The sequence below is a fragment of the Ensifer sp. D2-11 genome, from assembly GCF_054161295.1.
This window is the reverse complement of record NZ_CP096435.1, coordinates 213,213-237,355: the sequence shown is the minus strand read 5'-3', so window position 1 is coordinate 237,355 and position 24,143 is coordinate 213,213. Positions and strand designations below refer to the sequence as shown.

25 protein-coding genes and 1 pseudogene are annotated in these 24,143 nt (G+C 61.8%); 7 read left to right on the top strand and 19 right to left on the bottom strand.

What is annotated here, in order from left to right:
- Positions 1-26: 26 nt before the first annotated feature.
- Positions 27-623, bottom strand: coding sequence for a hypothetical protein (locus tag M1D34_RS26800; protein ID WP_498785631.1), 597 nt, complete (start codon positions 621-623; stop codon positions 27-29).
- Entirely contained in the window at positions 623-1,015 is a 393-nt protein-coding gene (locus M1D34_RS26795; RefSeq protein WP_498785629.1) for a hypothetical protein, read from the bottom strand. Before M1D34_RS26795 ends, M1D34_RS26800 begins: the two co-directional genes overlap by 1 nt.
- A gap of 291 nt (positions 1,016-1,306) precedes the next feature.
- Here M1D34_RS26795 and M1D34_RS26790 point away from each other — a divergent pair, with 291 nt between their 5' ends.
- A complete protein-coding gene (locus M1D34_RS26790; protein WP_498785627.1) occupies positions 1,307-2,050 on the top strand; it encodes a hypothetical protein in 744 nt (247 codons plus the stop codon).
- Between the two features lie 10 nt (positions 2,051-2,060).
- On the opposite strand, the pseudogene M1D34_RS26785 reads toward M1D34_RS26790, so the two are convergent.
- The 4 genes and pseudogenes from M1D34_RS26785 to M1D34_RS26770 all read right to left on the bottom strand — a co-directional run.
- Positions 2,061-2,185: pseudogene (locus tag M1D34_RS26785) on the bottom strand (prolyl aminopeptidase); the annotation flags it as partial.
- 479 nt (positions 2,186-2,664) lie between these two features.
- On the bottom strand, positions 2,665-3,285 hold the full coding sequence (locus M1D34_RS26780; protein WP_498785625.1) for an NADPH-dependent F420 reductase: 621 nt from the start codon (positions 3,283-3,285) through the stop codon (positions 2,665-2,667).
- Between the two features lie 60 nt (positions 3,286-3,345).
- Complete coding sequence (locus tag M1D34_RS26775) at positions 3,346-4,299, bottom strand: SDR family oxidoreductase (protein ID WP_498785623.1); 954 nt, start codon at positions 4,297-4,299, stop codon at positions 3,346-3,348.
- A 41-nt stretch (positions 4,300-4,340) separates the two neighbouring features.
- A complete protein-coding gene (locus tag M1D34_RS26770) occupies positions 4,341-4,976 on the bottom strand; it encodes an NADPH-dependent F420 reductase (RefSeq protein ID WP_498785621.1) in 636 nt (211 codons plus the stop codon).
- Positions 4,977-5,115: 139 nt separating this feature from the next.
- On the opposite strand from M1D34_RS26770, the gene M1D34_RS26765 reads away from it, so the two are divergent.
- A complete protein-coding gene (locus tag M1D34_RS26765; RefSeq protein WP_498785619.1) occupies positions 5,116-5,694 on the top strand; it encodes a TetR/AcrR family transcriptional regulator in 579 nt (192 codons plus the stop codon).
- Between the two features lie 190 nt (positions 5,695-5,884).
- Here M1D34_RS26765 and M1D34_RS26760 read toward each other — a convergent pair whose 3' ends face one another.
- Together M1D34_RS26760 and M1D34_RS26755 are read right to left on the bottom strand one after the other, a co-directional pair.
- On the bottom strand, positions 5,885-6,484 hold the full coding sequence (locus tag M1D34_RS26760; protein ID WP_498785617.1) for an NADPH-dependent F420 reductase: 600 nt from the start codon (positions 6,482-6,484) through the stop codon (positions 5,885-5,887).
- Between the two features lie 72 nt (positions 6,485-6,556).
- Positions 6,557-7,291, bottom strand: a complete 735-nt coding sequence (locus tag M1D34_RS26755) for an SDR family NAD(P)-dependent oxidoreductase (protein ID WP_498785615.1) — start codon at positions 7,289-7,291, stop codon at positions 6,557-6,559.
- A gap of 228 nt (positions 7,292-7,519) precedes the next feature.
- Between M1D34_RS26755 and M1D34_RS26750 the strand changes: the two genes are divergently transcribed.
- A complete protein-coding gene (locus tag M1D34_RS26750; protein WP_498785613.1) occupies positions 7,520-8,413 on the top strand; it encodes a LysR family transcriptional regulator in 894 nt (297 codons plus the stop codon).
- Positions 8,414-8,904: 491 nt separating this feature from the next.
- Here M1D34_RS26750 and M1D34_RS26745 read toward each other — a convergent pair whose 3' ends face one another.
- Both M1D34_RS26745 and M1D34_RS26740 read right to left on the bottom strand, forming a co-directional pair.
- The gene (locus M1D34_RS26745) at positions 8,905-9,363 is read right to left on the bottom strand and encodes an SRPBCC family protein (RefSeq protein ID WP_498785611.1); all 459 of its coding nucleotides are present in this window, start codon (positions 9,361-9,363) and stop codon (positions 8,905-8,907) included.
- A gap of 513 nt (positions 9,364-9,876) precedes the next feature.
- Positions 9,877-10,746 carry an NAD(P)-dependent oxidoreductase gene (locus M1D34_RS26740; RefSeq protein WP_498785609.1) on the bottom strand — a complete coding sequence of 290 codons (870 nt, stop codon included), beginning with the start codon at positions 10,744-10,746 and terminating at the stop codon, positions 9,877-9,879.
- Positions 10,747-10,820: 74 nt separating this feature from the next.
- On the opposite strand from M1D34_RS26740, the gene M1D34_RS26735 reads away from it, so the two are divergent.
- A complete protein-coding gene (locus tag M1D34_RS26735) occupies positions 10,821-11,411 on the top strand; it encodes a TetR/AcrR family transcriptional regulator (RefSeq protein WP_498785607.1) in 591 nt (196 codons plus the stop codon).
- A gap of 431 nt (positions 11,412-11,842) precedes the next feature.
- Here M1D34_RS26735 and M1D34_RS26730 read toward each other — a convergent pair whose 3' ends face one another.
- The 3 genes from M1D34_RS26730 to M1D34_RS26720 all read right to left on the bottom strand — a co-directional run bounded on the left by M1D34_RS26730 (position 11,843) and on the right by M1D34_RS26720 (position 15,669).
- Positions 11,843-12,538: a type 1 glutamine amidotransferase domain-containing protein gene (locus M1D34_RS26730; protein ID WP_498785606.1), complete on the bottom strand. Its 696-nt coding sequence runs from the start codon at positions 12,536-12,538 to the stop codon at positions 11,843-11,845.
- Between the two features lie 197 nt (positions 12,539-12,735).
- Positions 12,736-14,967, bottom strand: a complete 2,232-nt coding sequence (locus M1D34_RS26725; RefSeq protein WP_498785604.1) for a xanthine dehydrogenase family protein molybdopterin-binding subunit — start codon at positions 14,965-14,967, stop codon at positions 12,736-12,738.
- Between the two features lie 240 nt (positions 14,968-15,207).
- Positions 15,208-15,669, bottom strand: coding sequence for a (2Fe-2S)-binding protein (locus M1D34_RS26720; protein ID WP_498785602.1), 462 nt, complete (start codon positions 15,667-15,669; stop codon positions 15,208-15,210).
- Between the two features lie 157 nt (positions 15,670-15,826).
- Here M1D34_RS26720 and M1D34_RS26715 point away from each other — a divergent pair, with 157 nt between their 5' ends.
- A complete protein-coding gene (locus tag M1D34_RS26715) occupies positions 15,827-16,645 on the top strand; it encodes a helix-turn-helix transcriptional regulator (RefSeq protein ID WP_498785600.1) in 819 nt (272 codons plus the stop codon).
- A gap of 84 nt (positions 16,646-16,729) precedes the next feature.
- Here the strand turns inward: M1D34_RS26715 and M1D34_RS26710 are convergent, their stop codons facing one another.
- Positions 16,730-17,644, bottom strand: coding sequence for an AraC family transcriptional regulator (locus tag M1D34_RS26710; RefSeq protein ID WP_498785598.1), 915 nt, complete (start codon positions 17,642-17,644; stop codon positions 16,730-16,732).
- 99 nt (positions 17,645-17,743) lie between these two features.
- On the opposite strand from M1D34_RS26710, the gene M1D34_RS26705 reads away from it, so the two are divergent.
- Positions 17,744-18,493 carry an SDR family oxidoreductase gene (locus tag M1D34_RS26705; protein WP_498785597.1) on the top strand — a complete coding sequence of 250 codons (750 nt, stop codon included), beginning with the start codon at positions 17,744-17,746 and terminating at the stop codon, positions 18,491-18,493.
- Between the two features lie 174 nt (positions 18,494-18,667).
- Here the strand turns inward: M1D34_RS26705 and M1D34_RS26700 are convergent, their stop codons facing one another.
- Both M1D34_RS26700 and M1D34_RS26695 read right to left on the bottom strand, forming a co-directional pair.
- Positions 18,668-18,814, bottom strand: coding sequence for a hypothetical protein (locus M1D34_RS26700; RefSeq protein WP_498785595.1), 147 nt, complete (start codon positions 18,812-18,814; stop codon positions 18,668-18,670).
- A 66-nt stretch (positions 18,815-18,880) separates the two neighbouring features.
- On the bottom strand, positions 18,881-19,972 hold the full coding sequence (locus M1D34_RS26695) for an aldo/keto reductase (RefSeq protein ID WP_498785593.1): 1,092 nt from the start codon (positions 19,970-19,972) through the stop codon (positions 18,881-18,883).
- Between M1D34_RS26695 and M1D34_RS26690 the strand changes: the two genes are divergently transcribed.
- Entirely contained in the window at positions 19,967-20,968 is a 1,002-nt protein-coding gene (locus tag M1D34_RS26690; RefSeq protein WP_498785591.1) for a LysR family transcriptional regulator, read from the top strand. The genes M1D34_RS26695 and M1D34_RS26690 overlap by 6 nt on opposite strands.
- A gap of 364 nt (positions 20,969-21,332) precedes the next feature.
- Here M1D34_RS26690 and M1D34_RS26685 read toward each other — a convergent pair whose 3' ends face one another.
- The 3 genes from M1D34_RS26685 to M1D34_RS26675 all read right to left on the bottom strand — a co-directional run bounded on the left by M1D34_RS26685 (position 21,333) and on the right by M1D34_RS26675 (position 24,050).
- Positions 21,333-22,085: an SDR family NAD(P)-dependent oxidoreductase gene (locus M1D34_RS26685; protein ID WP_498785589.1), complete on the bottom strand. Its 753-nt coding sequence runs from the start codon at positions 22,083-22,085 to the stop codon at positions 21,333-21,335.
- Between the two features lie 80 nt (positions 22,086-22,165).
- Positions 22,166-23,551 carry a class-II fumarase/aspartase family protein gene (locus M1D34_RS26680; protein ID WP_498785587.1) on the bottom strand — a complete coding sequence of 462 codons (1,386 nt, stop codon included), beginning with the start codon at positions 23,549-23,551 and terminating at the stop codon, positions 22,166-22,168.
- Positions 23,541-24,050, bottom strand: a complete 510-nt coding sequence (locus M1D34_RS26675; protein WP_498785585.1) for a hypothetical protein — start codon at positions 24,048-24,050, stop codon at positions 23,541-23,543. The genes M1D34_RS26680 and M1D34_RS26675 overlap by 11 nt, the downstream gene beginning before the upstream one ends.
- Positions 24,051-24,143 lie beyond the last annotated feature (93 nt).

The following is a 24,143-nucleotide window of genomic DNA, read 5'->3' as shown; positions in this document are numbered from 1 at the left end:
GCCAATTGTACAGTTCCTCCGCACAGTTAGAGTTGGAGCGGGTCAGGTGATCGGCGATCTGCTGCATGGGCTGGATCTTCATGGCGATGTGGAACCAGTCGAGGATGTGGGCTGTCGGCTTCCGCATCGCCCGCGGCAGCCGCTTGAGGATTTCGGCACCATCCGAGATCACGGTGACGTGACACGAAGCCGCAGTACCCTTCACGCCGAAGGGCATGCAGAGTTCGGTCTCGGATTGCCTGTTGGTCGGTGCTGCCGGTGACGAAATAGCGACCGTCGGTTTCTCCGCGACCGCCGCGGCCGCATCGGGCCACAACCAGGTCGCAGTTTCGCGCTGAATTGGGATCGGCACTGCGGACATGAGCCGTGTCGATGCTGATGACGAACTCCTTGCGTCGGTCACCGGGTAGATGCATTTCGAGCTGGCGCCGTTCATCCGTTTGATGAGACCCAGCGCGCCGTTCTTCCTGCGCAATCTGATCGTCCAGCCGCTCGCCGATCCTGATGGTGCGCTTACGCACGGTGGCGTGCGTTTCGGTCGGCTCGACGGGTAAGAACTCGGCCAGCACCGTCGCTGCCTGCCGGTACGGCATCATGCTTCCCAGCCGTGCTGTCAGTTCCATCAACTCGAGCGTAGCCCGATCGGGGGCAGATTTCTTTCAGCGGTGCGAAGGCGCCGGCTATGCCCGGGTGACAATCCCGGCACAGCACCCAGCGGGGATTGCGCACCTCGACTGTCCCGAAATACTGTTCGGATCCGTCGCGTCGTGTAGTCCTTGACCGGTCGGAACGTCTGGCAATCCGGGCAGACCCGACGAAAGAGGGAATAGGTCTCTGCCTCGTGATTCACGACCGCACTCTGCAGCGCCGCCATGATCTTCTTGCCCTCTTCGATCGACAAGCCGACCTCTCCGTCGAACAGGCGCTTCCAACTCTTATCGATTCGGACCTGCCGGCGGCAAACATCGCCGAACTCGTTCTTCCCCTCAATCGTGATCGTCCATTCCACCGCCACCGTTGCCTCCTTGAGCAAAAGCGATGGTCATGGACCAATCCGGCCCAATAAACCGTGCTCGACCCCGGAGAAGTTACCGGTCTCTGGCCGAAACGGCCGCAATCTCACTTTTAACTGGTAAGCGACAGCTTTAACCAGACTGGCGTGAACGCCCGCCCATAATGATCGAACATACACCCGATCGACGATTAACCACATTTTCGAATGCATTCCCCGAATACTGTTGAAGCTTGGACATGCGGCAATCCCTGTATCAAGATGATGCATCCGGCGAAGTATTCGGGAAACCCAATGATCATTTTCTCTGGAAGAGTCGAAGCCGAAAACATCACGGTCAATCATCTGCCGACGACCAAAAATCGCAGTTCTGAGCTTGAGCATAACCTGGACAGGCTTTGGGACGAAGAAGTCGCAGAAATGACCGCCAAAGGTCGCAAGATCTGGAATGCCGAATTATACCGTCTCGAAGATTTCCGGCACTCTTGTTCGACGCTTAGCGTCGATTTGTCGACGATCGAGGTCAGGGAAATCCATGCTTCAAATCGGCTATCTGGAGAAAGCGATCTGGGCGAAAGTTATCGTCCACGAAGCATTTTCGTCGCCTCATTTATCGAGACGAGCGACGGAAAGTTCGTTTTCGGTCGCACGAATGCGAACACCCTGACTGCCGGGCGGATTGATCTGATTGGCGGTTCGCTCTCAAAAACGGAACGGCCCGTAACAACTGGAGCCGACCTCTTCCGTTCTGCGCTCAGCGAAATCGAAGAAGAGCTCAATGTCGGTGCGGTTGACGTCGAGTCTGGGCATCTGTGCGCCATTTTGAAAACACCCCGGTCATTTGTTGGCATGATCTTTCGCGTCCGATTGAACATTGACCTCGTTCAGTTTGACCGCCGTTTTCGTGCTCGTGATAATGACGAGATCACTGAGGCCGTTGCGGTCGATAGAAATGACTTGAGCAGCTTCCTGACCGCTCAAGCGAGCTATCTGCCGTTTCTGAGGGAGCTTCCCTTGGTGGCGTCAGCAGCCGACTGACGGGCATGCGACCGAACTGATAGTGTCGCTGGAGTTCGGCTTTGGGGAGTGTGTACACGCCCGGGAGGATGAGATCGTTTACCCGATGAGGATGAGTTCAGCGTAGGCGAGCGCAAGTTTGTGCCCCCAAGAGCCGTCTCGCCTGAGACACAATTCGTCAGTGGAGAAGCGGCTGACTTTCACCTGGTCGAGGAAGCTGGCCATGCATGGACCGAGCCGGCATCCTCGATCCTCGATCGGCTGTTCCGATCGATACATTATGCGATCTTTTGGCCCGGAAAGTGAACATCCTCGCGTCAAGCCGTGCACAGGGCTCGTGAAGAACGGCTCCCTTCGAACCATTGCTGCCGCTCGTTAATATCGGCCGGGATTTCCCGGTGCGAGCCGAAGACGACTTTCCCGCCACGGTTCACCAACGACCGCTGCGCGCCCCAAGGCAGACGTTCAACCTGTCCAGCCGCAATCGCAATACCTGCCGTTCGTTGGTCGGAGCTCCATGCGCCTGAAATACCGCCACCATGCTGTCGGTCCTGCGAACTCTCTTGACTCGTCCCTAGGTCGGCCAGCGATTGCCTGCGACGTGCATTTGCCGCGGAGGACATGGTGCCGGTCGTTCAGCCGATATCGACGTTCATGGCGAAATCCCAGGTGCCGGCGCCGTTTCTGGCGAGGCCAATCATCATCAAACCGAGCGCCTCAAGCGTCTGGGCCATGTGCAAGCCACCGACGTCGAGCGGACGCAGCCCGAGACTTTCGAGGAACCTCGAGACGCTCGCTTTCGCCTCCGCATCGTCGGCTGCGATGAACGCGTCGAGGCGTCCATCCTTCGCAAGCACGTGACCAAAGATCGTGTTGAATGCCTTAACGACATGCGCGCCGGCGGGGAGGCCCTTCGCGGTCTCCTGCGCGCCGGAACTGCCGTGGGGCGTGACGAGGCCAGAGAGGTCGGGGGCAACCGGGTTGGCGATGTCGACGATCACCTTGCCATCGAGCGCTTTCCCAAAGTCGGCCACCGCCGCCGCTGCGCCGCTGTACGGCACAGCGAGGATGACGATGTTGCCCGCGGGGACGGCGCCGTACATCCCTGTGATCGCTCCGGCTCCAAGTTGGTCGGCGAGCGCCCGCGCCTTGGCGGGGTCGCGGCCGACCACCTCGACAGTGTATCCAGCCTTGGCGACACGGCCGGCAATCGCCGTGGCCATAGTTCCAGAGCCAATGATGCTGATAATGCTCATGTGCAGTCTCCTATTGAGATGTGGTCTCTAGGCGGGGGATTCGCCTATTGGTTTGACGAATTAGGGGATCGCGATACGGCCCGCCGGGAAGTAATGGCCGTTGTCGAGGTCCTCGATCAGGCCCGGCTGAACTGGGTCCCAGCCGAGAGTCTGGCGGGTGATGGCGTTGGACGCCGGAAGGTCCAGCGTGACCAGATTCGCGAGAAAGCCGAAGAAGCCCGGCAACATCAGGACGTCCGCGGGGATGGGCACGGCGGGCACGCCCATACGGCTGCCCAAAGCCTCGGCGATCTCGCGGAACCGGATGCCGTCGCCCTCAATCCCGTGCCAATATTTGCCAGCCGGCCCCTTCTCAAGCGCCAGGCGGAAGAGGGAGGCCAGGTCGCGGGCGTGCACAGCCGGCCAGAGGTTCGCGCCGTCTCCGGGGTAACCGATAACGCCCTTCTCCCTCGCGAGACCGATCAGCAGCTGGAGGAAGCCGGCATCGGTCGTGCTGTGCGCGATGGGAGGAATTCGGACGACCGAAGACCGCACGCCCCGTCCCGCTAAGCCGATCACGGCGAGTTCCACCGCGTTACGAACCCGCAGTGTACCCTTGTATGCATCGCCGCCGGGAAGAGCCGGATCTTCCTCGGTGGCTGGCCGGCCCAGGTTTTCCCAGCCCGGCGAGCCGATGCTCCCCGAAACGACGAGCGGCTTTCCGGTCCCCGCCAGCGCCTCGCCGTAGGCGAGCATGATCTGGAGCTCCGCGGCGGCCACGGCGTCGATCCCGCCAGAGGGCAGCAGGTCCTGCCGGTGCGCGACGTGGATGACGCCGTCGGACTCCGTCGCCGCGGCCTTGAGCCCGTCGAGGTCGGTGATATCCCCGCGACGTACCTTGGCGCCGAGCGCCGACACCGCAGTCGCGGACGTGTCCGACCGGGCCAGGCCAATGACCTCATGTCCGGCCGCGATGAGCTCGTGTATGATATACGAACCGATATGGCCGGTCCCGCCAGTAACTAAAACGCGCATGCTGCTGCTCCTTGGGTAATGTGATGCGAGACGCCGCGGGCTCAGCCAAGGAGGCTGGCGCGGATCGAGAAGTTGGTGTGTTTGATGGAGTGGGTCATGAGGCCCAGCCACAGCATGCAGGCGTGCTCCAGCGTCCGCGCCATAGTCAGCCGCCCGGTATCCATCGGACGTAGTCCGAGGCTGTCGATGAACGCCGAGACACGCAGCTTCGCCTGAGAGTCGTCCCCGGCGATGAACACGTCCAATGGATCGCCCCCGACCAGACCGGCAGCCAAGACCTGGGCGTTCTGGGTGTTGAACGCCTTGACGATAGTGGCATTAGCAGGAGCAACCTTGGCGATCTCCTGCGCACCGGAACTCTCTTCAGGGGTCAAGAAACCCGTGAAGTCGGATTTGATGGGGTTGGTGATGTCGATGATGAGCTTGCCTGCCAGCTTTTCGCCGTACCGCTTCACCACGTCGAGAACGGCCGAATAAGGAACCGCCAGAATGACAATGTCCCCGACCGGAGCGGCGCCGAAAGTCCCTGTCGTCGCGCCGGCTCCAACCTGCTCGGCCAGCGCCCGTGCCTTGGCGGCGTCGCGACTCATCACCTCGACGGCATGTCCGGCCTTGGCGGCGAGGCCGCCGATCGCTGCGGCCATACCGCCTGAGCCGATGATGCTGATGGTGCTCATGTGATTTTCCTTGCGGGACGGGCAGCGCCTTTGTTGCCATTTGCGCAGACACGCTCTATTTAGTGGTTCACCGATCCGCTTATTAACCGGATCATCGATCCACATATACGGATCACTGATCCGTTTATCAAGGCATCTCATGCGAGCCGACGCAAAAAAAAATTACAGCCATATCCTCGCGGTCGCGCGTGAGGTCATCACCCAGCACGGCGCCGACGCGTCGATGCGCGATATCGCCCGCCGGGCTGACGTCGGGTTAGCCACGCTGCTGCGTCACTTCCCGACACGAGAAGCCCTGTTCGAAGCGTTGCTGTGTACGAATCTGGACGCACTGACGCAGAAGGCAGATGAACTCGAAACCTCGGATTCGCCTGACGAAGCGCTCATCTCCTGGTTCCAGGAATGGTTGGCGTTCGCCCAAAGCTATAGGGGCGTCGTCGCCATGATGGCAGCGGCCCACACGAACCCGGACTCCGCTCTTTATGCTTCATGCGCTGCGGTGCACTCGGCGAGCGCGCGACTGCTGCTCCGTGCTCAGGCCGAAGGCGCGGCGCGGCCCGACATGAATGGGGATGATCTGTTCGCCCTGATGACGGCTCTCGGCTGGGCGGTCGATCAACCCTCATTCGCGCCGCGGGCCGATCACGTCTTTCACATCATCACGGGCGCCATCCTGACAAACCCGTCGAGCAAAGATGTCAAGAAGGCGGCATATTGAACCGGATCGGCATCTGCCGCTCGACTGCTGACTAGAGGCGGAGCACTTCATCCTGGCCGATCGCGGCGAAGAGGTCCTTTGCGGTCTGGATGTTCTGCTCAATACTCACGGGAGTTTCTCCATTTCGCACGGATCGGATCGCGCTCGATCCGATCCGTGCACCGTCGCCATGCCGGTGGGCATGTGTTCGTCAGTCGAATTTGACCAAGTCCTTGAAGATCAGATGACCCCAGCTGTTTCCGCGCGCCTGGACGAGCAGCCCACCTTCCGACAGCCCGCCTAGCCTGATCGGCGAGAAACCGAGATTTTCCGCGAGCGTACCAATCTGCGCCGCAGCGTCGTCATCATCGCTCGCCAGGAATACGACTCTCCTGCCACCCTTTACGGCTGGATCCTGGTCGAGGGTGGCAGCGATCAGATGGTTGAAGCCCTTGACCAGTCTTGCACCAGAGAAAGCCTGCGCTATGAACTTCGAAGACGGCTGTCCGCCCAGTTCCTCAGGGGGCACGCCATAGGCATTGGTCACATCGACGATGGTCTTCCCCTGCCAGGTGGGCAGCGCGTTCGCGACATCGAGGTGCGACTCGAAACGAACTGCCAGAAAGATGATGTCCGCTTTGACTGCCTCCGCCAGCTTCTTGGCAATGATCGTAGGCCCGATCGCGGCCGCATCGACTGCAAAGCTTTCCGGGTCGCGCGTGGTTGCCACGGACACCTCGATGCCCTTGCGTGCAAACGCCTTGGCCAGGGCTTTGCCGATGTTGCCTAAGCCGATAATTGCGTAGCTCATGTTTATTTTCCTATGTTTACCACGCCCGGGCGAGAGCCGAATATCGAATGGAACCCGTCCAGGCGTAGCAGGTCAGAGTTGGGCCAGGCCGCCGTCTACGGCTACCTCGCTGGCGGTCATGAAGCTGCTGTCCGACGAGGCAAGGAAGGCCGCCACCGCCCCGAGCTCTGCCGGATCGCCCATGCGCTGAAACGCAGTCATTGAGCCGTAAGCCTTCAAGCCGGCCTTTCCGAGCGCTTCGGTCGCGAGTTCGGTCGCGATGGCCCCGGGCGACAGGACGTTTACCCGGATGCCGGTGCCCTTGAGGTCCTCTGCCCAGCTTCGTGCGAGGTTGCGCACGGCCGCCTTGCTTGCGCTGTAGGCGGTGAACGCCGGGGCACCCGTGGTGCCGGCGCTCGATCCGGTCAGGATGATCGAGCCGCCTTCGCCCATCAGCGGCAGCGCCTTCTGGACCGTGAAGATCGTACCCTTCACATTGACGTCGAAGGTTTCGTCGATGTGCTCGGCGGTGATCTCGCCGAGCTTGAGCTGGCTTCCTACCCCGGCGTTCGCAAAAACGATTTCGAGGGTTCCGCGCTCGGTCTTCACCGCCGCATAAAGCTTGGCGAGATCGGCCTCATCGGAGACCGAGCCCTGCACCGCGCGGGCATTGGACCCGAGCTCGACGAGGGCCGCGTCGAGCGCATCCTGCCGACGGCCGAAGATGAAGACGAAAGCGCCCTCCTCGATGAAGCGCTTTGCAGCGGCAAGGCCGATGCCGGTGGCGCCACCCGTGATCACGGCGGTCTTTCCATTCAATCTGGTCATTTCGTGTATCCTTCGTTTCGCTATCTCTGGTCTTTGGCTGTACGGGAGGTCTTCCCGAGAACCTCAACATGGCCCTGCCGAAGTCAGCCAGATAGTGAGCAATCGCGCGCATCGGCGGTGCGAAAACGATCCATACCGATAATCAAGCGTCGCAATCTTCGCGCAAACTCGGGCTCTGTATGTTAGAACGAGCTTCGGAGGCCGCACGGCGCGGCGCGGGGATGCACCATGATCGACTGGGATGACGTTCGTTACTTTCTCGCCGCCGCGCAAGGAGGTTCAGTGCGGGCCGCCGCCAAACGTCTCGGAGTGAACCACGCGACCGTGCTGCGACGCATCGCCCAACTCGAGGACCGCCTCGGGGCGCAGATGTTCGAAAAGCTGCCTTCGGGCTACCGCTTAACAGCTGCGGGCGAGGAGGTCCTCGAGTTCGCGGACCAGATGCAAGCGTCATCGCACCAACTGGAAACGCGCGTCTTGGGGCGCGATCAAAGCGTGCGCGGGCTTCTGCGGGTGACGCTGCCGGCGCCCCTCGCAGCACATCTGCTAATGCCGGTCTTCGCGGATTTTGTAGGCCTGCATCCGGGTATCGAGATGGAAATCCTGTCGTCCGGCGAACTGGCAAATCTGACCAACAGAGAAGCCGACGTGGCGATCCGTGTCGTCTATGACCGCGAAGCCCTGCCGCTCAATCTTCACGGTCTGAAGGGACCGGAGCTGTACGGCGGCTTCTACATGTCCGGCGATAAACTGGCCGAGTGGCAGGCGGGCGGGCCGGATCCTAGGTGGATCGCCATAAGCGGTCATGGAGTACCGGACTGGACCCGCGAGGGAGAACGTCTCACGACTGGGACGCCGTTCCGAACAATGGATTTCGAAGCCCAGATCGCGGCGGTCCGGCAAGGTATAGGCATCACGGCGCTCCCGTGTTTCGTCGTAGATACCGATCCCCTATTGGAGAGGGTGCCAGGTACCAATCTACACCTGTATGGACCGGTCTGGGTTCTCACTCAGGGGGAGACACGCAAGACGAAGCGCGTGCGGCTCCTCACCGAGTTCGTATCCCGCAGACTCACCGCCTACGCCCCACTTTTAGCGGGGCTGTCCATATCGCGCGACTGACGCGCAGTAGATCGCCGGCGGCGCTTGCAGTGGACAAGTGCCTACAAGCGGATAGCCTCAGTTACATCCCCCGGCGAAGTGGCCTCTACACTGGCGGCTTTATCCCAAGTCGTTCCCGAAAGCCGTCGGCCCCGGGTGAGCATCAGTTCCGGGTGATACATTATGCGATCTTCTTTGCCAAAAAAGTGAACATCACAGCAACAAGCCATGCAGAGTTCGTGGGAGCACGATTCTGTCCGCCACCTAACGCGGCATCCACGCTTAAGTCTGCGAACGGCAGGATTGCGCCCCATTGCGGCCGATCGATGAAGTGTCGCGGAAACTTATGAGCGGACGTTGGTTTCCAATCACTGAACGACCAAGACCATCCTATTTGGGTGAGCTTCGGATGACAACCAAGTGGGTGCGAGAATCATCACCCTGGACTGCAACTCGACAGGCATATGCCTCCGAGGCTTGATGGTTCGCTTACCTGCGGATTCGGATTAGCCCTAGCGTTGGAGTTCGAAATCCATGTCGATCTGGCGCAGCATGACCGCCCACCCCTTGGCCGTCTGCGGTACCCATTCTGCCCAACGCTCGTCCATACTGTGAGTGATGGTTGCTCGACACCCTGACTCAAGGGGCTCGATCATCAGTGTCACGATCGAACTATTTTCCTGCTCATCTTCCTCAGACGTGAACCAACTGAAGGCAAGCCGTCTGGGGCGGTCGATCTCCAGATAGGTACCCCAGTGCACCGCCTCACCATCTTCCCTCATGTCCGAAAATACAAATTTACCCCCGACGCGCGGGTCGATCTCTACACGCCGTATATCGGAAGAGGGAGCTCCTGGCGCGGGTCGTGCCGACCAAGACCTTACTTTTATGGGATCAAGCCAAGCGTCGAAAATACGCTCGGGCGAGAATTTAAAGTCGTGACCTGTCTTTGCTTCAACTGTCTTTTGCATCGTTCTTCTTCTCCAAGTTCCGATTTTCGACGGTCGTATCCTCAGCCGTCAGTAAGAAGCCAATCGCTTGAGGCTTATCAATCCGGTGGCCCGTTTAAGACGGTTGGGCGCGAAGGAGAAATAGTTGCCCTCCAATACCCAAGCCTCAGCCTTTTTTACGGTTCGATGTCGGCATGAACACATCATTGGCCGCAGAACCCGTTCTCTGCCAGGTACAAATCGCAGCTGATCAAGGTGGATGACTGGAATTTCCAGCTTTCTCCTAGCGCTCGTGCGAGCGTGGATTTCCCGCCTGCCGATGGCCCGCTAATCCAGATGCGGTCACCAAGGAGGTGCAAGGGTAAAATGCTGCTCATAGTCACCTTTCTCTCGCCGCAACAAACCTGTTCGCTTGAAGTGACCGAGGTTGCTGCTTGGTCGCAACGTCGCCTGTTTCCGTTCAGATGACATCGGGCTGTTTCCCGAAACGCTGGTTGGTAAAGGTGCTGGCGTCGTCCGGCGCGAGCCCCGATCTCAGTAGACTCGCAGCACCTTTACGAGTGCGGCATGCTCCTCCGCGCCATATCCGGCCCTTTGAGCTCTTCGGAATATGTCAGCGGCGAATGTGGGGAACGCTTTTCCGATTTTGAGGTCCTCAGACAGCTGCACCAGTCGACCAATATCGGTGCCAACCGACCTTATGCTGCTTTCCGGGTGGACGAAGCGGTTTTCCGCAACCACCCGGCCCATATGCCGCATGTCCTCGGCAAAAGCGGAAGACAGGCCCGCCAGATTCTCTCCGAACTCGGCCGGATTAATTCCTTCCGCCTCGGCAATAGCCGCTCCGTAGCTGAAGCCGATCCAGTGGCCAGCAAAATAGGCGAGCGCCGCATTGAAGACGGCCATGGCGCGGCCGATGTCGGGACCAACATAGGTCACGGTACCGGCCAGCAGCGTCAGAAGCGGGCGTGCCGCCGTGACTGCCGATTCCGGCCCCGCTACGGTGATGGACGCCTCCGGGCCGCCAATATGCCGAGGCCAAGCTGCGATGGCGCCGTCGAGGTAGCTGGCGCCACGCGCGACTACCCAGCTTTGGAGCGCCCTTGCCTGTCCGGGTGTGCCAGATGTTAGTTGGACGACAAGCCGGCCGGCCAGCCTGTCGGCTGCCCCGATCTCTTCAAGCACACTCATGGTTGCCGGATAATCGGCGAGACAGATCACCACGATTGGGCTGTCCGCGATGGCGTCGGCAACGTGGGCCGCGTGAATTGCTCCCATTGCCAACAGCGGTTCGGCTCGGGCAGGGTTGCGGTTCCACACGGTGACGGCTTTCTCCCCGCCGACTAATGCCCTCGCCAAGGCGCTGCCCATTTCACCAAGTCCGATCACGCTAACGTCGCTCACCTACATCTCCGCTTGCCTGTTGCTCCTACAAGATGTAACTTACATTTTGTAGAAATCAAGAGAGGTGTGTTGGATTGGCAAAACTGCAGAAGGAGTTGCGTCGCCAACAGCTTCTTGACGTAGCCTTTGGCATTGTCCGTGAACGTGGTGCCGATGAGCTGACATTGGGCAACTTGGCGCTGGCGGCAGGCGTCAGTAGGCCCGTGGCTTATGAACATTTCAGTACGCGAGCAGGATTGCTCGTCGCCTTGTACCGCCGGCTGGAGGACGCCTACGTCCGGTCGCTAAAAGTTGGACTGGCTGCCGCGCCGCCAGAGCTTCAAGCAATCGCCGCGATGATGAGCGCTTCCTATTTCAACTGTCTTTCCGATCTCGGGCCAGAAGCCCTGGCGATTTCTGCGGCGCTCCAGGGAAGTGAGGAAATGGCCGAGCAGCAGCGTCGAATGATGGATGAATATATCGCCATCATGTGCGACGCATTGCGTCCCTTCACCACCGCGCCCGACGAGAGCTTGCGGATCCTATCGATTGGTCTATTGGGTGCCGCTGACGCACTTGCACGCGAAGTCCAGAGTTCTCGAGTATCGAAAGATTCGGCCCTTGATGCGTTGGCATCGCTGATAGAGAGGGGCGTTGATAGCGTTGATATGAAGCGAAGGCGATAGTGACCTGCCCGAGCTTCCTCCGCCGTGCGCGAACGCAATCGGCCTCATTCCGAACGTTGCGGAGTTAAGGCTGCCGGGGCTGCGGCGCGCGAGATGGTAGTTGCGGTGTGCCGTCTTTGTCATCGGATGGAATGTCCGGTACTCGCATTCTGGGGCCAGAAGCGGTCAGTCGGCTAGCCCCAATTGAGACGCTCGGGTCATACCAAGCGACATGGCTTCACCAACGGCCGCGGCCAGCTCGCCGAACCGCTCACAGGCGAGGAGACGAGTGCGCCCGGTCCTCACAGCGCATCACCTCGGCGACACTGTATCCGGTTGCCCGCCGGCGGCTTCGATCTCGTCGACGAGCGAAGCCACTTCATTCGCTCGCCGCGCGCCACTCGGGTGCCCCGCGGAGAGAGACCGCGCCGTCCCAGCTGTGGGCACTCGCCTTACCGAAGCGCGGCGATGACCGCGTCCGCCAGCGGGGCCGAAGACGCGGGGTTCTGGCCGGTCAGGAGGTTGCCGTCCGTGACGACATAGGCTCCCCAGTTCGGTCCCTGCTCGAAGACCGCGCCCGACTTGCGCAGCGTGCCGGCGAGCAGCCACGGCGCATTGTCCGCAGTCCCGAACTCGATCTCCTCCTCGTCGGTGAGCGAAGTCATCCGGCGTCCCGCGAACGGCCATTCGCCATTCTCTTTCCGGGTCGCCAGCAGCGCCGCCGGACCGTGGCAGACCGCCGCTATAACCTTGTTCTCACGATCAGCCTCGACCAGCACGCGGCCCATTTCCGGATCCTTGTAGAGGTCCTCGACCGGCCCGTGCCCGCCGGGTACGATGATGGCGTCGTAGCGGCTCACGTCGATTTCTCCCAGGATCAGAGGCTTCTCAATGCGCCCGGCATTGCTCGCCAAATAGCTGCGCATGCGCCCGGCGAGTTCGTCGCCCACCACCGCGGGATCGAGGCTTTTCTTGTCCATCGTGGGAGCAACGCCGCCCGGGCTCGCCAGGTCGACCTGGAAGCCGGCCTCGATCAGCTTCTCGTCAATCGCAACGAATTCCTCGGCCCACACGCCGGTCTCGTAGATGGAGCCATCCGCTCGCGTCCACTTGTCCGCTGCAGAAAGAACGATCAGGATATTCGACATCTTTCGTCTCCTCGTTTCCTTTGCCACCGGATTCTTCCCGGCGGCGGTAGCAATGTCGTCGCAAACCACGCCGTGATGTTGCCCATAGCTCGCCCATTTTTGCCTGATACTCCGCCGCTGCAGGCGGGCATCAGCCGCAGGAAAAACCAGGAACGACGCTCCCGCCCAGGCAGAGGGGCAACAGCTACGGACGTGGCTTAGATGCGATTGAAGGGTAGCGCGCGGAACATCCTTCCAGTGGCGGCGAACACGGCGTTGGCGACAGCAGCCGGGGCTGGCACGCCACCCGGCTCGCCCGCTCCAGTAGGTGATGCGACGGACTGCACGATGTGCACTTCGATTTGGGGCATCTCGTCGATACGCAGCACCTGAAAGTCGTGGAAGTTTGCTTGATCCACGCCGCTACTGGTCATCGTGATCTCGCTATGCAGCGCACTTCCGAGCGTAAGGGCTATGGAGCCCTCCATCTGTGCGCGGATTACATCGGGATTGACTGCGACCCCACAATCGACCGCACAGACGATGCGGTCGACCTTCACTTTGCCGTTCTCGGCCACGGTGACTTCCGCCACCTGCGCGACAGGCGTCGAATAGGCGTAGGCGAGCGCGATACCGCGTCCTCTTCCAGGCCCCATCGGTTCGCCCCAGCCAGCCCGTTCGGCTGCAAGCTCCAGGACGCGCAGCTCGCGCGGATACTCGGCGAACATGCGCGGCTTGATCCTCTCTGGGACCGAGAGGACATCGATCTGCTTCCGCCTAGGATCGCGGCCGAGCAATGACCGACGAAAATCATATGGGTCGCGCCCCGCGGCACGTGCGACCTGGTCGAGAAACGTCTCGATGACGTATGTCTTGTTGTAATTGCTCCGCCACGTTGCTGCCGGCACCTTCACCTTTGCGTTGTGGGATTCGACCAAGATGTTTGGTATGTCATACGAGGTACTGGCTAATCCCGCCACTGATGTAAAGTCGACGCCGTTTACAACCATGTGCTCGGCAAACTCTGGAAAATCTGCGAGCACTGATTTGCCGACAATTCTGTGCGAGTAAGCGACAAGATTACCGTCCTCGTCCAGACCAGCGGTCGCTCGGTGAAGGTACATCGGCATATAGACGCTGTTCTGAATCTCTTCTTCACGTGTCCACTGCAGCTTGACCGCAGCCCGCCCCTGGATAGCCTTTACGATTTCGACCGCTTCCAGCGCCGTTTCGCCACGTCGCCCGAAATGGCCGCCGGCAAAAACCGAGTGGATATCTACCTGATCGGGCCGGAATCCGAGTGCTTCTGACGCCTTCCCCTGGAGCGAGGTGATATTGGCGTCTCCTGTCCAAATCTCGCAACGGTTTTCCGACAGACGCGCGACGCAAGCCACAGGCTCGAGCGGGGCATGGGCCAGGATCGGGAATGAGTAGTCGGCCGTCACGATTCTTGCCGCACCTGCCAGAGCAGCTTCGACATCACCGTCGCGACGGGCAACGTTGCCCTTCTGATCGAGCAGTTTTCGATGATCGGCGACGATCTCCGCCGTGCTGCGAACCTCGGCCTGCGTTTCGTCCCATTGGACATTCAGTTGCTCTCGGCCTTTCAGAGCCGACCAGAACGAGCTGGCGAGCACCGCGACACCCGTCGGGATGGCGACCACGTCTACGATACCCGCTACCTTTCGAGTTGCGGAATCGTCGAACGATCGCACGGTCGATCCGAAGAGTCGGGGATGCGCCACCACGGCGACAAGCATCCCCGGGAGCGTCACATCGATACCATAGACCGCAGTACCATTGGTCTTTGCCGGGCTGTCGAGCCGCTTTACCGTACCGTTGTCCCTCCCGATCAGACGAAACTGCGACGGGTTCTTCAAGGGCACGTACTGGGGCACTGGAACGGCAACTGCCCGCTCGGCCAGTTCACCAAATGCCGCACTTCGGCCCGACGCCTTGTGCATTACCGTGCCGTTCTCCACCGTGATTTCCGTGGGCTCGATACCCCATGTGCCGGCGGCCGCTGCCACCAGCATGGCGCGGGCAGTCGCCCCGGCTTGTCGGTATTGGAGGAAGGAATTCTGCATGGAATTGCTGCCTCCGGTCGATTGGATCCCGAAGGCCAGGTTTCTGTAGAGTTCAACATTCGCAGGTGCTGGCTCCACCTTCACCTGCGACCAGTCAGCGTCCAGTTCCTCCGCGATCACAGTGGCAAGGCCGGTGAATATGCCCATGCCGTGTTCGACGTGCTTGGAAATAATGGTGACGCTGTTGTCCGGTGCGATGCGGAGAAACGCGTTGGCAACGAAGGTCTCCTGCGTGGTCCCTGAGTTGGAGAAGCCGCGCTGAGGCAGGCTCAAGCCGATAATCAGCCCAGCGCCGGCTAAGGCCGCACCTTTAAGAACACTTCTCCGGGTAGTCAGCGTGTTTATCTCACCGAGTTTTCCCATTTTCTATCCTTCCCTTGGTTCGCTTGGGCCAGCAAGATCCAATGCAATTCCGCCGGCCGCAGCGCCGTTGCATGTTGTCATTGATGACGAGGCTGGCTCTGGAGGTAGCGGATGATTGCTGCTCGCTCCTCCCGCGGTCGGGACGCGGACAGCCATCCGCGTCCCGCGCACCACGGAGGTGCGTCTCACGCCCTTGGAGCTGCTGGTCGTTGGTTCAGTGTTGCCACAAGCGACCATTACTCAGCCGTCCATGGTGCGGGCAGTCAGATGGATGGCGGCGCGGATACGCTGATAGGTTCCGCAGCGGCATATGTTGCCACTCATGGCATCGTCGATGTCAGCGTCGGTGGGATGCGGCGCCTTTTCCAGGAGAGCGATAGCGGCCATGATCTGCCCCGATTGGCAGTAGCCGCACTGCACGACATCAAGGGCGATCCATGCCTCACGCACTGCCTTAGCTACAGTCCCGGACGAGCCTTCAATTGTGGTAATACTTGCGCCTTGAACGTCGCCAATGGCAACGGTGCAGGAGCGCATGGGGCTGCCATCGACATGAACAGTACAAGCGCCGCAAAGCCCTGCACCGCAGCCGAACTTCGTTCCAGTAAGACCCGCCGTCTCACGAATGACCCAAAGCACCGGTGTCTCAGGGTCGACATCAAAAGAAGCAGTTTTACCGTTGAGCGTCAGAGTGGTTGCCATCTTGCCTCCAGAAACCATATATTTTGTCCGGCGATGCGCAGTGGAGCCCGAACTCAAGGGCCTGCCCGTGCGAAGCGACGACGATGTCCTGTTCCACGCTGAGCTGTTCGGCCTTCGCGTGGATCGAATTGGGTGAAGGATAGGAAGCTTCGGCGTCGTGGTATTTGAAGAATCGGACATCCGGCACGAGGTATCGGTCCCCAGCGGGCCATTGGGGCGCTATGTCGAACGCATCTTCACGCTTGTCCCAAAGGGAGGCGAGCGGCGCCTGGTTGACCTGCCGCAGGGATTTTCTGATATCGTCGTCCGCGCATTTGGCGATGGTGGATCAGGCTTCGCCAAAGGCGACATTCATGCTGTCGGCGCGCAGCCACAGGCCTTCGACATCCCTGATCCGGACGTGTCGGCAACTCTCGTCATACGCTTTCGGCCAGGAGGGGCACATCCCTTCTTTCGTGTGCCTATGAATGAACTGACTGATGAAGTGGTCCCACTTCAGGAACTCTGGGGAGCTGCCGGAAGCGAACTGCTTGACCGCCTCATGGAGACGCCAGCGACGGCAAACTGGCTAAACCTGGTCGAAACTGCGCTGAATGCTCAACTCGAACAAGCTGAAGCATTCCGAACGTCATTAATGCCGGTTGCGGCTTTGGCAGCCGAGGCTGTCGCGCGTTCTTCTGAAGCTCAGAGCGTGCATGCCGTAGCCGAACGGCTCGGGTTGAGCGAACGGCATCTTCTTCGCCGCTTCCGGGAGGCGATCGGTCTCGGGCCGAAGCAGTACGCACGGATTGCGCGTTTTCAACGCGCTATACTGATGGCGAGTAAAGCCGAGAGGCCGCGGTGGGCTGAACTTTCCTTTGAGGCTGGGTACAGCGATCAGGCGCATTTGATTTACGACTGTCAGAAGCTCACAGGAATGAGTCCGATCCAGTTCATGTCGGTCTGGAATCGCGGCCGCCAGCACGGAGTTCGTTAGCTAGCGCTTGCTCGGCATCCGAAACGGAGCAGGACGGTTGGCGACCTGCGCGCCGGCGCCGCCGTGGACCGGTCGCGAAGGCCATCATGCAGCCGCAAACTGTTTGATGTCTCGGGCGAAATGGGCAGGGGGACGTCCGACGTGCCGCGAAAACGCGACGCTGAAGGCGCTGCCAGATCCGTAGCCGACCTTCGCCGCAATTTCGTCAACAGTGGCTTGGCCCTCGCGCAGATACTTTTTGGCAAGCGCCATGCGCCACGTTTTCAGGTATTCCATTGGCGGCAAGCCGACAATCCGGCTGAACCGCGTGAAGAAGGCGGAGCGTGAGAGACCCGCTTCGCGCGCCAGTTCCGCAACGCTCCAGCTGCGATCGGGGGCGGCGTGCATGCAGCGTAGCGCTTCGGCCAACCTGGGATCGGCAAGTCCCCGGAGCAGGCTGGCGGCGCCGGCCGCTTCGGAACTGGAGCGCAATGCTTCGATCAGCAGCACCTGAAGCAGATGCTCCAGCACGACATCGCGTGCGGGTCTGTCCGCGCGAGCCTCGCTGCGGACGAGGCGGGCCAGATCTCCCAGGCGGCTTTCGCCCCGGACGACCACGAGCTCGGGGAGAAGCGAGACGAGGAGATCGGCATCGGGTGATCCGAAGCGGCAATAGCCGACCAGCATTTGAACTGCGGCCGGCCCATCCGAAGATCCGAGGCGGACGCTGCCATCCTCGCCGGGCAGCGGCTGGGTCTGCAGCCCGTTCGGCGGCGGCGGCTCCAGGCTCGACATCGTGACGACAGAAGCCGCTGGGACGAGAACAAAATCGTCGGCGCCCAACTCGATGGGCGCTTTCGTGTCGACCTCCAGGCAGGCCCGCCCCGCCAGCAGCATGCAGTAGTAGACCTGATCGACCTCTGTACGCCGCACCCGCCACGCGCCCGCCCCTTCAACCAGCTTCGAATAGGCCGCCTGGGGGCGCAGCAGTGCGATCATTTCCGATAAAGGATCGGGCATATTCGGATTGTCTCTAATGGATTCTAGACCAGCTATCATAGACAGTTCACGCTCCCATGTCGATATTCAGCGCCTCCCAGATCGACAGGAGGACCAGACATGAACACCGTCATGATTACCGGATGCTCCTCGGGCTTTGGCCGCGAAACGGCAGAACACTTTCTCTGCAAGGGCTGGACCGTCGTGGCCACCATGCGCACTCCGCGTGAGGACATATTGCCGGCCTCCGACCGGCTGCGCCTGCTTCCCCTCGACGTGACCGACCGGGGCTCGATCGCCGCCGCAGTCGAGGCGGCGGGGGAAATCGATGCCCTCGTCAACAATGCGGGGATCGGATGGATGGGCCCGCTGGAAGGAAGCCCCGAAGAGACGATCCGCAAGATATTCGAGACCAACACATTCGGCACGATGGAAATGGTTCGCGCCGTAGTGCCGCAGATGCGCGAGCGTGGGGCTGGAACCATCGTTAACGTCTCCTCCAGCACCACCCTGAAACCACTTCCGCTGCTACCCGTCTACACGGCCAGCAAGGCGGCGGTGAATGCGTTCACCGAATGTCTCTCGCTGGAGCTCGAGCCGTTCGGCATCCGCACCCGGCTGGTGCTGCCTGGCCAGGCCCCGAGGACTCGTTTCGGGACGAATGCACGGGCCATGATGGCGGAGGCCGGAGGTATTCCCGAATCCTATCGCCCACTGGCCGAGCGCGTCTTCGCCGCCCACGCGGAGGCGGCCAATAGCCAGGTTACTGAGCCCCGGGATGTCGTTGCTGCGATCTGGCGCGCCGTCACCGAGCCCGATTGCCCCTTGCGCCTGCCCGCGGGCGCCGATGCGGTCGCGCTGGCGGGCTGAGTCGCGCCCGTCACCACGGCAATCTTCAATGCGACATCTGGCTGGCGGGGCTCGGCTGAGGCTGCTCGCGGATTGGCGGCCGCGGATGCTCAACCACTCGCCGAGCGCTTGCCACCACGCTCGAAACGCCGCCGCCCTGCGCGAGAGCGGCGCGGCGGCCGCCACAACCGCACCTCAGGCGGCGGCCTTCATCGCAAGAAGAGCGTGTTTGCTGGCGATGTATCCCGCGGCGTGCGGCAGGGCCTTGGAGAAGCAGTTCTCCGATCCGACGTTGTAGATCGGGGCCGGCGTGCCCTGGGCGATGAAACGCTTTCCAAACACGGAAACGCCGTCCATACGCCAAACAGGTTGACGTCGAGCGTGCGCTGCACGTCGCCCGGCTGCCAGTCACCAACCGGAAACCTCCTGACCACCGAACACGAAGCGCTTGACCATCGGCGTATAGAGCGAAGCCGGATAGGGATGCGAGGGCTTGCTCGCTTCATCCAGGCGTCGCCTTTGATCGCTGGTCAGCCCCAGCTCCAATGCAGCGAGATTATCCGCGAGCTGTCTGGGCCGACTGGCGCCGATGAGCGTCGCGGTGACTCCCGGCCGTTTGAGAAGCCAGCTGAGCGCTACTTGCGTGGGGCTTGCCCCGGCTTCGTCGGCGACAGTCTTCAAAACGTCAAGGATATCCCAGTTCCGCTCCGTGAACTTGCTATCCCCGAACGGATTGCTACCGGCCAACCGATCGCCCTGTCCATCGTCTGGCTTGCCATCCGGCAGAGCTGGTCCTCGCCGCCCGACAACGTTCGCAGGGTCATCGCGCCTGTACTTGCCGGTGAGAAAGCCGCCGGCCAGCGGGCTCCATGGCTGGAGCGCCATGCCGAATTCTGCGGCCAGCACCAGGTGTTCCGCCTCGATGCCACGCTCAACCAGCGAGTACTCGAACTGCAACGCGATGGGCTTGGGCATCGCGTGCGCCTCCGCCAGCGTCGCGATGCGTGCGATATACCAGGCCGGTGCGTTGGAGATGCCCCAGTAGCGGACCTTTCCGGCCCGCACGAACCTGGCCATTGTCTGCAAGGCTTCTTCGGCGGGAGTCACCATGTCCCACATATGGAGCCAGTAGAGATCGATGTGATCGGTCGCGAGGCGGCCTAGCGAAGCGTGCAAGGCATCGTCCAGGTGCTTGGCGCCGCCGCCGCCCGAATGCGGGTGATCTCCCGTTCCGAATCCTGCCTTCGTGGCGAGCACGATGCGATCACGCAGCCCCTTCTCGCGAATGAAGCGGCCGAGAAGCTCTTCGCTCTTGCCGCCGGAATAGACGTCGGCCGTGTCGACGAAGTTGCCGCCGGCTTCGACATAGGAGTCGAAGATGGCGCGCGAACCGGCTTCGTCGACGCCCCAGCGCTGCGTTCCGAAGGTCATGGTGCCCAAGGCCAGCGGACTGACCGCCAGGCCCGATCGGCCGAGCGTACGGAATTCGTTGAGTTGCATCTGAAATATCCCTTTTCCGACACTATCGGCTGTTCAATTGCGCATGTTTATCCGATAAATCTGCAAAGGCCTTATGAGGTGTGGTCAACAATGAAGCGGGAGACGTGGAACGATCTGGCTGTGCTAGCCGCAGTCGGCGAGGCAGGAAGCTTCACAGCGGCCGCCCGATTACTCGGAATCTCGCCCTCGGCAGTCAGCCACATCATCAAAGGCCTTGAGGAACGTCTGGGGATTCGCCTGCTGCACCGGTCTACGCGGAGCGTCGCTCCGACTGAGGCCGGTGCACGCCTGTTGGGTACTTTGAGTCCGGCACTAGCCAATCTGGACGACGTGCTTGACGCGCTTGGCAAGCAAAGCGCCCGACCAGCCGGGCGCGTTCGGGTGACGGCACACCGGGCAGCGGCGCTGTACACATTGCTCCCGAAGATGCGAAAGTTCGGCACCGACTATCCGGAAATCACGGTCGAGGTCTCGGTCGACGACAGCCTCGTCGATTTTATTGCGGCAGGCTACGACGCTGGAGTTCGCCGAAGCGAGGTGCTCGATCCGGACGTGATCGCTGTCAGGATCGATCACGGTACCCGGCTCGCCTATGTCGCTGCGCCCGCCTACCTCGCGGAGGCGGGGCCGCCGGCAGCACCGAATGATCTGCTTCAGCATCGGTGCGTCAACTACCGTTTCGACGGCTCCGGCCAGTTGTTCCGTTGGCCCTTCGAGTCGAACGGAGAACAGATGCTGGTCGACGTACCCGCCTTCCTGATCTTCAACGATGCCGACATGCTGGTGAGCGCCGCACTGGACGGTTGCGGTGTTGCTTGCCTGACGGAAGACCAGGCCCGCAACCATCTCGAAGCCGGTCGACTGAAGCGGCTGTTTGAAATGCAATCACCGAATTTGCCGGCAAATTATCTCTATTATTCAGGGCGACGACTAGTTCCGGCGCCCCTGAGGGTGCTCATCGAGGCTTTACGGGTTAACGGTCCAGAACGAGAATAGAGCTGGACTGGGCATATGATCGCTGCGGCTTCCTCAAGTACTGGGGCGTCATGCGACGAGCTTTGCAAGAGCGGATCGCAGCGAACGGGACCGCTTTGGGCGAGACACGATCCATCTTGAACAGTGCCTGTTAGTGCGGTCCGTAGGAACGCTTACAGTTGCATACGCCGATGCGGGGCTGGCTCAGGCTACAAGCTTCATCTTACTGATCATGTCCATTTCGTCGCGGCGTCTCGACGCGCGCTGAAGGCTGCGTCCGGTGCGCGGATGCTGATCTTGGGCATCGCTATGTCCTCCGGAACGGATGGAAGCCGCTGCGTTGGGGTGCAGCGGCCTCCGCGGCCCGTGGGGGGATTGACCGCGATCAGATGTTCTGGCCGCCCGACACTTCGATCCGCTGCGCGGTGACCCAACGGTTGTCGGGGCCGAGCAGGCTGGCGACCGCCGGGCCGATGTCGTCGGGCAACCCGACGCGGCCGAGCGCAATCATGTTGGCGAACGCCTCGTTGTACTCGGGCGTGTCGCGCACCGCGCCGCCGAGGAAGTCGGTCTCGATCGCACCCGGGGCGATCGTGTTCACGGTGATGCCGCGGCTGCCTAGTTCCTTGGCCATGTAGAGCGTCAGGATCTCGACCGCCCCCTTCGCGGCAGAATAGGCCGAGAATCCCGGATAGGAGACGCGGGTCAGGCCCGACGAGAAGTTCACGATGCGCCCGCCATCGGCGAGCAGCGGCAGGAGCGCCTGTGTGAGGAAGAACACACCTTTCACGTGAACGTTAAACAGAGTGTCGAACTGCGCCTCGGTGGTTTCGGCGAACGGCGTCATCTCACCGTGGCCGGCGTTGTTGACGAGGTGGTCGAAGCTGTCGCGGCCCCAGGACCGGAGCGTCGAGCGAACGCTGTCGACGAACGCCGGGAAAGCGGCGATGTCGGCGGCATCGAGTTGCAGCGCGACCGCCTTGCGGCCCATGCCTTGGATCTCGGCCACGACGGCCTGCGCGCCCTCAGCGCCGCTGCGGTAGGTGAGGATGACATCGCCGCCGCGGCGGGCGATGCTGATGGCGGTGTTGCGGCCCAGGCCGCGGCTGCCGCCGGTGACGATCGAAACGGTGGTCATTTTCGCCTCCTTGCTGGTGGAGCATTGTGCTCACCGGCAATATCGGCGATCGACCCCGGCCGGTGTTGCCGGAAAGTCGGCTATTCTTGCCTGTTTCTACGCCGGTGTGGGGTGACGCCGAGCACGCGGTCGACCATCTCCCCCGCGGAGCCGAGATAGTTGGCCGGGTCGGTCAGTTCCCGGAGCCTCTCCAGCCCCAACGGTGTCGCGACATCCTGGACTCTCGCCAGCACGTCAAAGAGCGGCTTTCCGGTTTCCGCGGCTTCGCGGCACCCTGCATAGACCAGATCGTGCGCCGCCTGGCGGCCCGCGATCGGGGCGAGCGCCATCATCACCGCTTCGGCGACGATGAGACCGCGCGACACGGCAAGATTGTCGACCATGCGATCGGGATGGACCTCGAGCCCGGATAGCATGAACAAGGCCTGCGCCAGCGCGCCCGATGTAAGCGCAAAGCTCTCAGGCACCGCCGCCCATTCGAGATGCCACGATCCCGTCGCCCGCTCGAAGTCATGCACCATCGCGTCGAGCATGAGCCCGGCATGTTGGCGGACCATCTTTGCCGCGGCGATGATCAGCTCGCACGACACCGGGTTGCGCTTCTGCGGCATTGTGCTTGACGCGCCGCGGTGCCGGACGAAGGGCTCGGCGACTTCGCCGATCTCGGTCGTCATCATAATCGAGACGTCAGTGGCGATCTTGGCCAGGCTTCCCGTGACGAGGCCGAGGAGCTGCACCGCTTCCGCAAGGCCGTCCCGGCAGGAATGCCAGGTGATCGACGATACGCCGAGGCCGAGCTCGCGGGCCAACTCCGCCTGCACGGCCAGGCCCCTGTCGCCGAGCGACGCCAGGGTCCCGGACGCACCGGAGAATTCGACCACGAGGATGCGCGGCTTCATCTGGGCGATGCGCTCGCGGTGGCGCTCGAGCGCCGAAAGCCAGACCGCCGCCTTGTAGCCGAAGGTGATGGGCAGCGCGTGCTGGAGGTGCGTACGCCCCGCCATCGGAGTATCGCGATGGAGCTTCGCCAGGCGGCGGAGCGCCTCGACGGTCTCGGCGAGCCGCACGTCGACGATCCGGATCGCCGCGCGCATCTGCATGACGGTCGCGGTATCCATGATGTCCTGTGTGGTCGCACCCCAGTGCAGGTAGCGCCCCGCCTCGCCGGCGGCGTCGGCGAGCTGCTCCACGATCGGAAGAATGGGATAGCCGACAATCTCGGTTTCCCGGCGCAGCCGTTCCCAATCGAAGCGGAACGCTTGCGCCACCGCGGCGATGCCGTCGGCGGCCGCGTCCGGGATAACGCCGAGGCGCGCTTCGGCCCGGGCTAGCGCGACTTCGACCTCTACGCAGCGTTGCACGAAGGACCCGGCATCAAAGACTTCGCGCATCTGCGCATCGACAAAGCTCGCACCGAACAGCGGCGAGTCGATGGCGGTTAGCGGGGCGATGGATTCAGGCGTCATGGCTGAGCTCCGTTTTTCGAGCTGTGCGAGGAAGGTCATTGCCAGGCTGGAGGTGCAGGCCGAGCATGGCCCTGCCGCAGGCGCTTTCGAAGAAGATCGACACGGTCGCGGCGAGGAGGAATAGCAGGCCTGTGCCGCCCGCGGCCACCATCGCCAGGCTCACAGAGGCGGCGGGGAAGTGCCGCACTCCGGCTAAGAACGCGCCGACGAGTCCCAGGACGGTGGTTGCCGCGAACAGCGCGACCGCGGCATTCAGGAGATTGAGGCTGAGGAGCTGCAGGCGGATCCGCCGCTCGGCGAGCCCCACCGCCCTCGCGGGGTCCGTATATTCGAGCGACAGACGATCGTCGCGTGCGGTCACCGAAGCCCTGAACTCCCGCCACTGCGTAATCGCAAGGTTGTAGCGCATGGTGGCGCCGTTCTGCATGATGGCGCAGGCGTTGGTCAGGATCGCCGGGCCGGCGATGAAGGACAGCGGCAGGAAGGGATTCTCGTCCATGGCAATGCTCCGGAGGCGCCCCTGCGTTTTGCCCATCCCCTATGCCACCTGGCAGCGGTTCGAATTTGCCGGAAAGTCGCAAGTTCTTGCCCA

Bases quoted from the DNA above. Each gene is read 5' to 3' on its own strand.
- M1D34_RS26800 (WP_498785631.1), bottom strand. From the start codon at position 623: ATGGAACTGACAGCACGGCTGGGAAGCATGATGCCGTACCGGCAGGCA.
- M1D34_RS26790 (WP_498785627.1), top strand. From the start codon at position 1,307: ATGATCATTTTCTCTGGAAGAGTCGAAGCCGAAAACATCACGGTCAAT.
- M1D34_RS26780 (WP_498785625.1), bottom strand. From the start codon at position 3,285: ATGAGCATTATCAGCATCATTGGCTCTGGAACTATGGCCACGGCGATT.
- M1D34_RS26775 (WP_498785623.1), bottom strand. From the start codon at position 4,299: ATGCGCGTTTTAGTTACTGGCGGGACCGGCCATATCGGTTCGTATATC.
- M1D34_RS26770 (WP_498785621.1), bottom strand. From the start codon at position 4,976: ATGAGCACCATCAGCATCATCGGCTCAGGCGGTATGGCCGCAGCGATC.
- M1D34_RS26765 (WP_498785619.1), top strand. From the start codon at position 5,116: ATGCGAGCCGACGCAAAAAAAAATTACAGCCATATCCTCGCGGTCGCG.
- M1D34_RS26760 (WP_498785617.1), bottom strand. From the start codon at position 6,484: ATGAGCTACGCAATTATCGGCTTAGGCAACATCGGCAAAGCCCTGGCC.
- M1D34_RS26755 (WP_498785615.1), bottom strand. From the start codon at position 7,291: ATGACCAGATTGAATGGAAAGACCGCCGTGATCACGGGTGGCGCCACC.
- M1D34_RS26750 (WP_498785613.1), top strand. From the start codon at position 7,520: ATGATCGACTGGGATGACGTTCGTTACTTTCTCGCCGCCGCGCAAGGA.
- M1D34_RS26745 (WP_498785611.1), bottom strand. From the start codon at position 9,363: ATGCAAAAGACAGTTGAAGCAAAGACAGGTCACGACTTTAAATTCTCG.
- M1D34_RS26730 (WP_498785606.1), bottom strand. From the start codon at position 12,538: ATGTCGAATATCCTGATCGTTCTTTCTGCAGCGGACAAGTGGACGCGA.
- M1D34_RS26725 (WP_498785604.1), bottom strand. From the start codon at position 14,967: ATGGGAAAACTCGGTGAGATAAACACGCTGACTACCCGGAGAAGTGTT.
- M1D34_RS26720 (WP_498785602.1), bottom strand. From the start codon at position 15,669: ATGGCAACCACTCTGACGCTCAACGGTAAAACTGCTTCTTTTGATGTC.
- M1D34_RS26710 (WP_498785598.1), bottom strand. From the start codon at position 17,644: ATGCCCGATCCTTTATCGGAAATGATCGCACTGCTGCGCCCCCAGGCG.
- M1D34_RS26705 (WP_498785597.1), top strand. From the start codon at position 17,744: ATGAACACCGTCATGATTACCGGATGCTCCTCGGGCTTTGGCCGCGAA.
- M1D34_RS26695 (WP_498785593.1), bottom strand. From the start codon at position 19,972: ATGCAACTCAACGAATTCCGTACGCTCGGCCGATCGGGCCTGGCGGTC.
- M1D34_RS26685 (WP_498785589.1), bottom strand. From the start codon at position 22,085: ATGACCACCGTTTCGATCGTCACCGGCGGCAGCCGCGGCCTGGGCCGC.
- M1D34_RS26680 (WP_498785587.1), bottom strand. From the start codon at position 23,551: ATGACGCCTGAATCCATCGCCCCGCTAACCGCCATCGACTCGCCGCTG.
- M1D34_RS26675 (WP_498785585.1), bottom strand. From the start codon at position 24,050: ATGGACGAGAATCCCTTCCTGCCGCTGTCCTTCATCGCCGGCCCGGCG.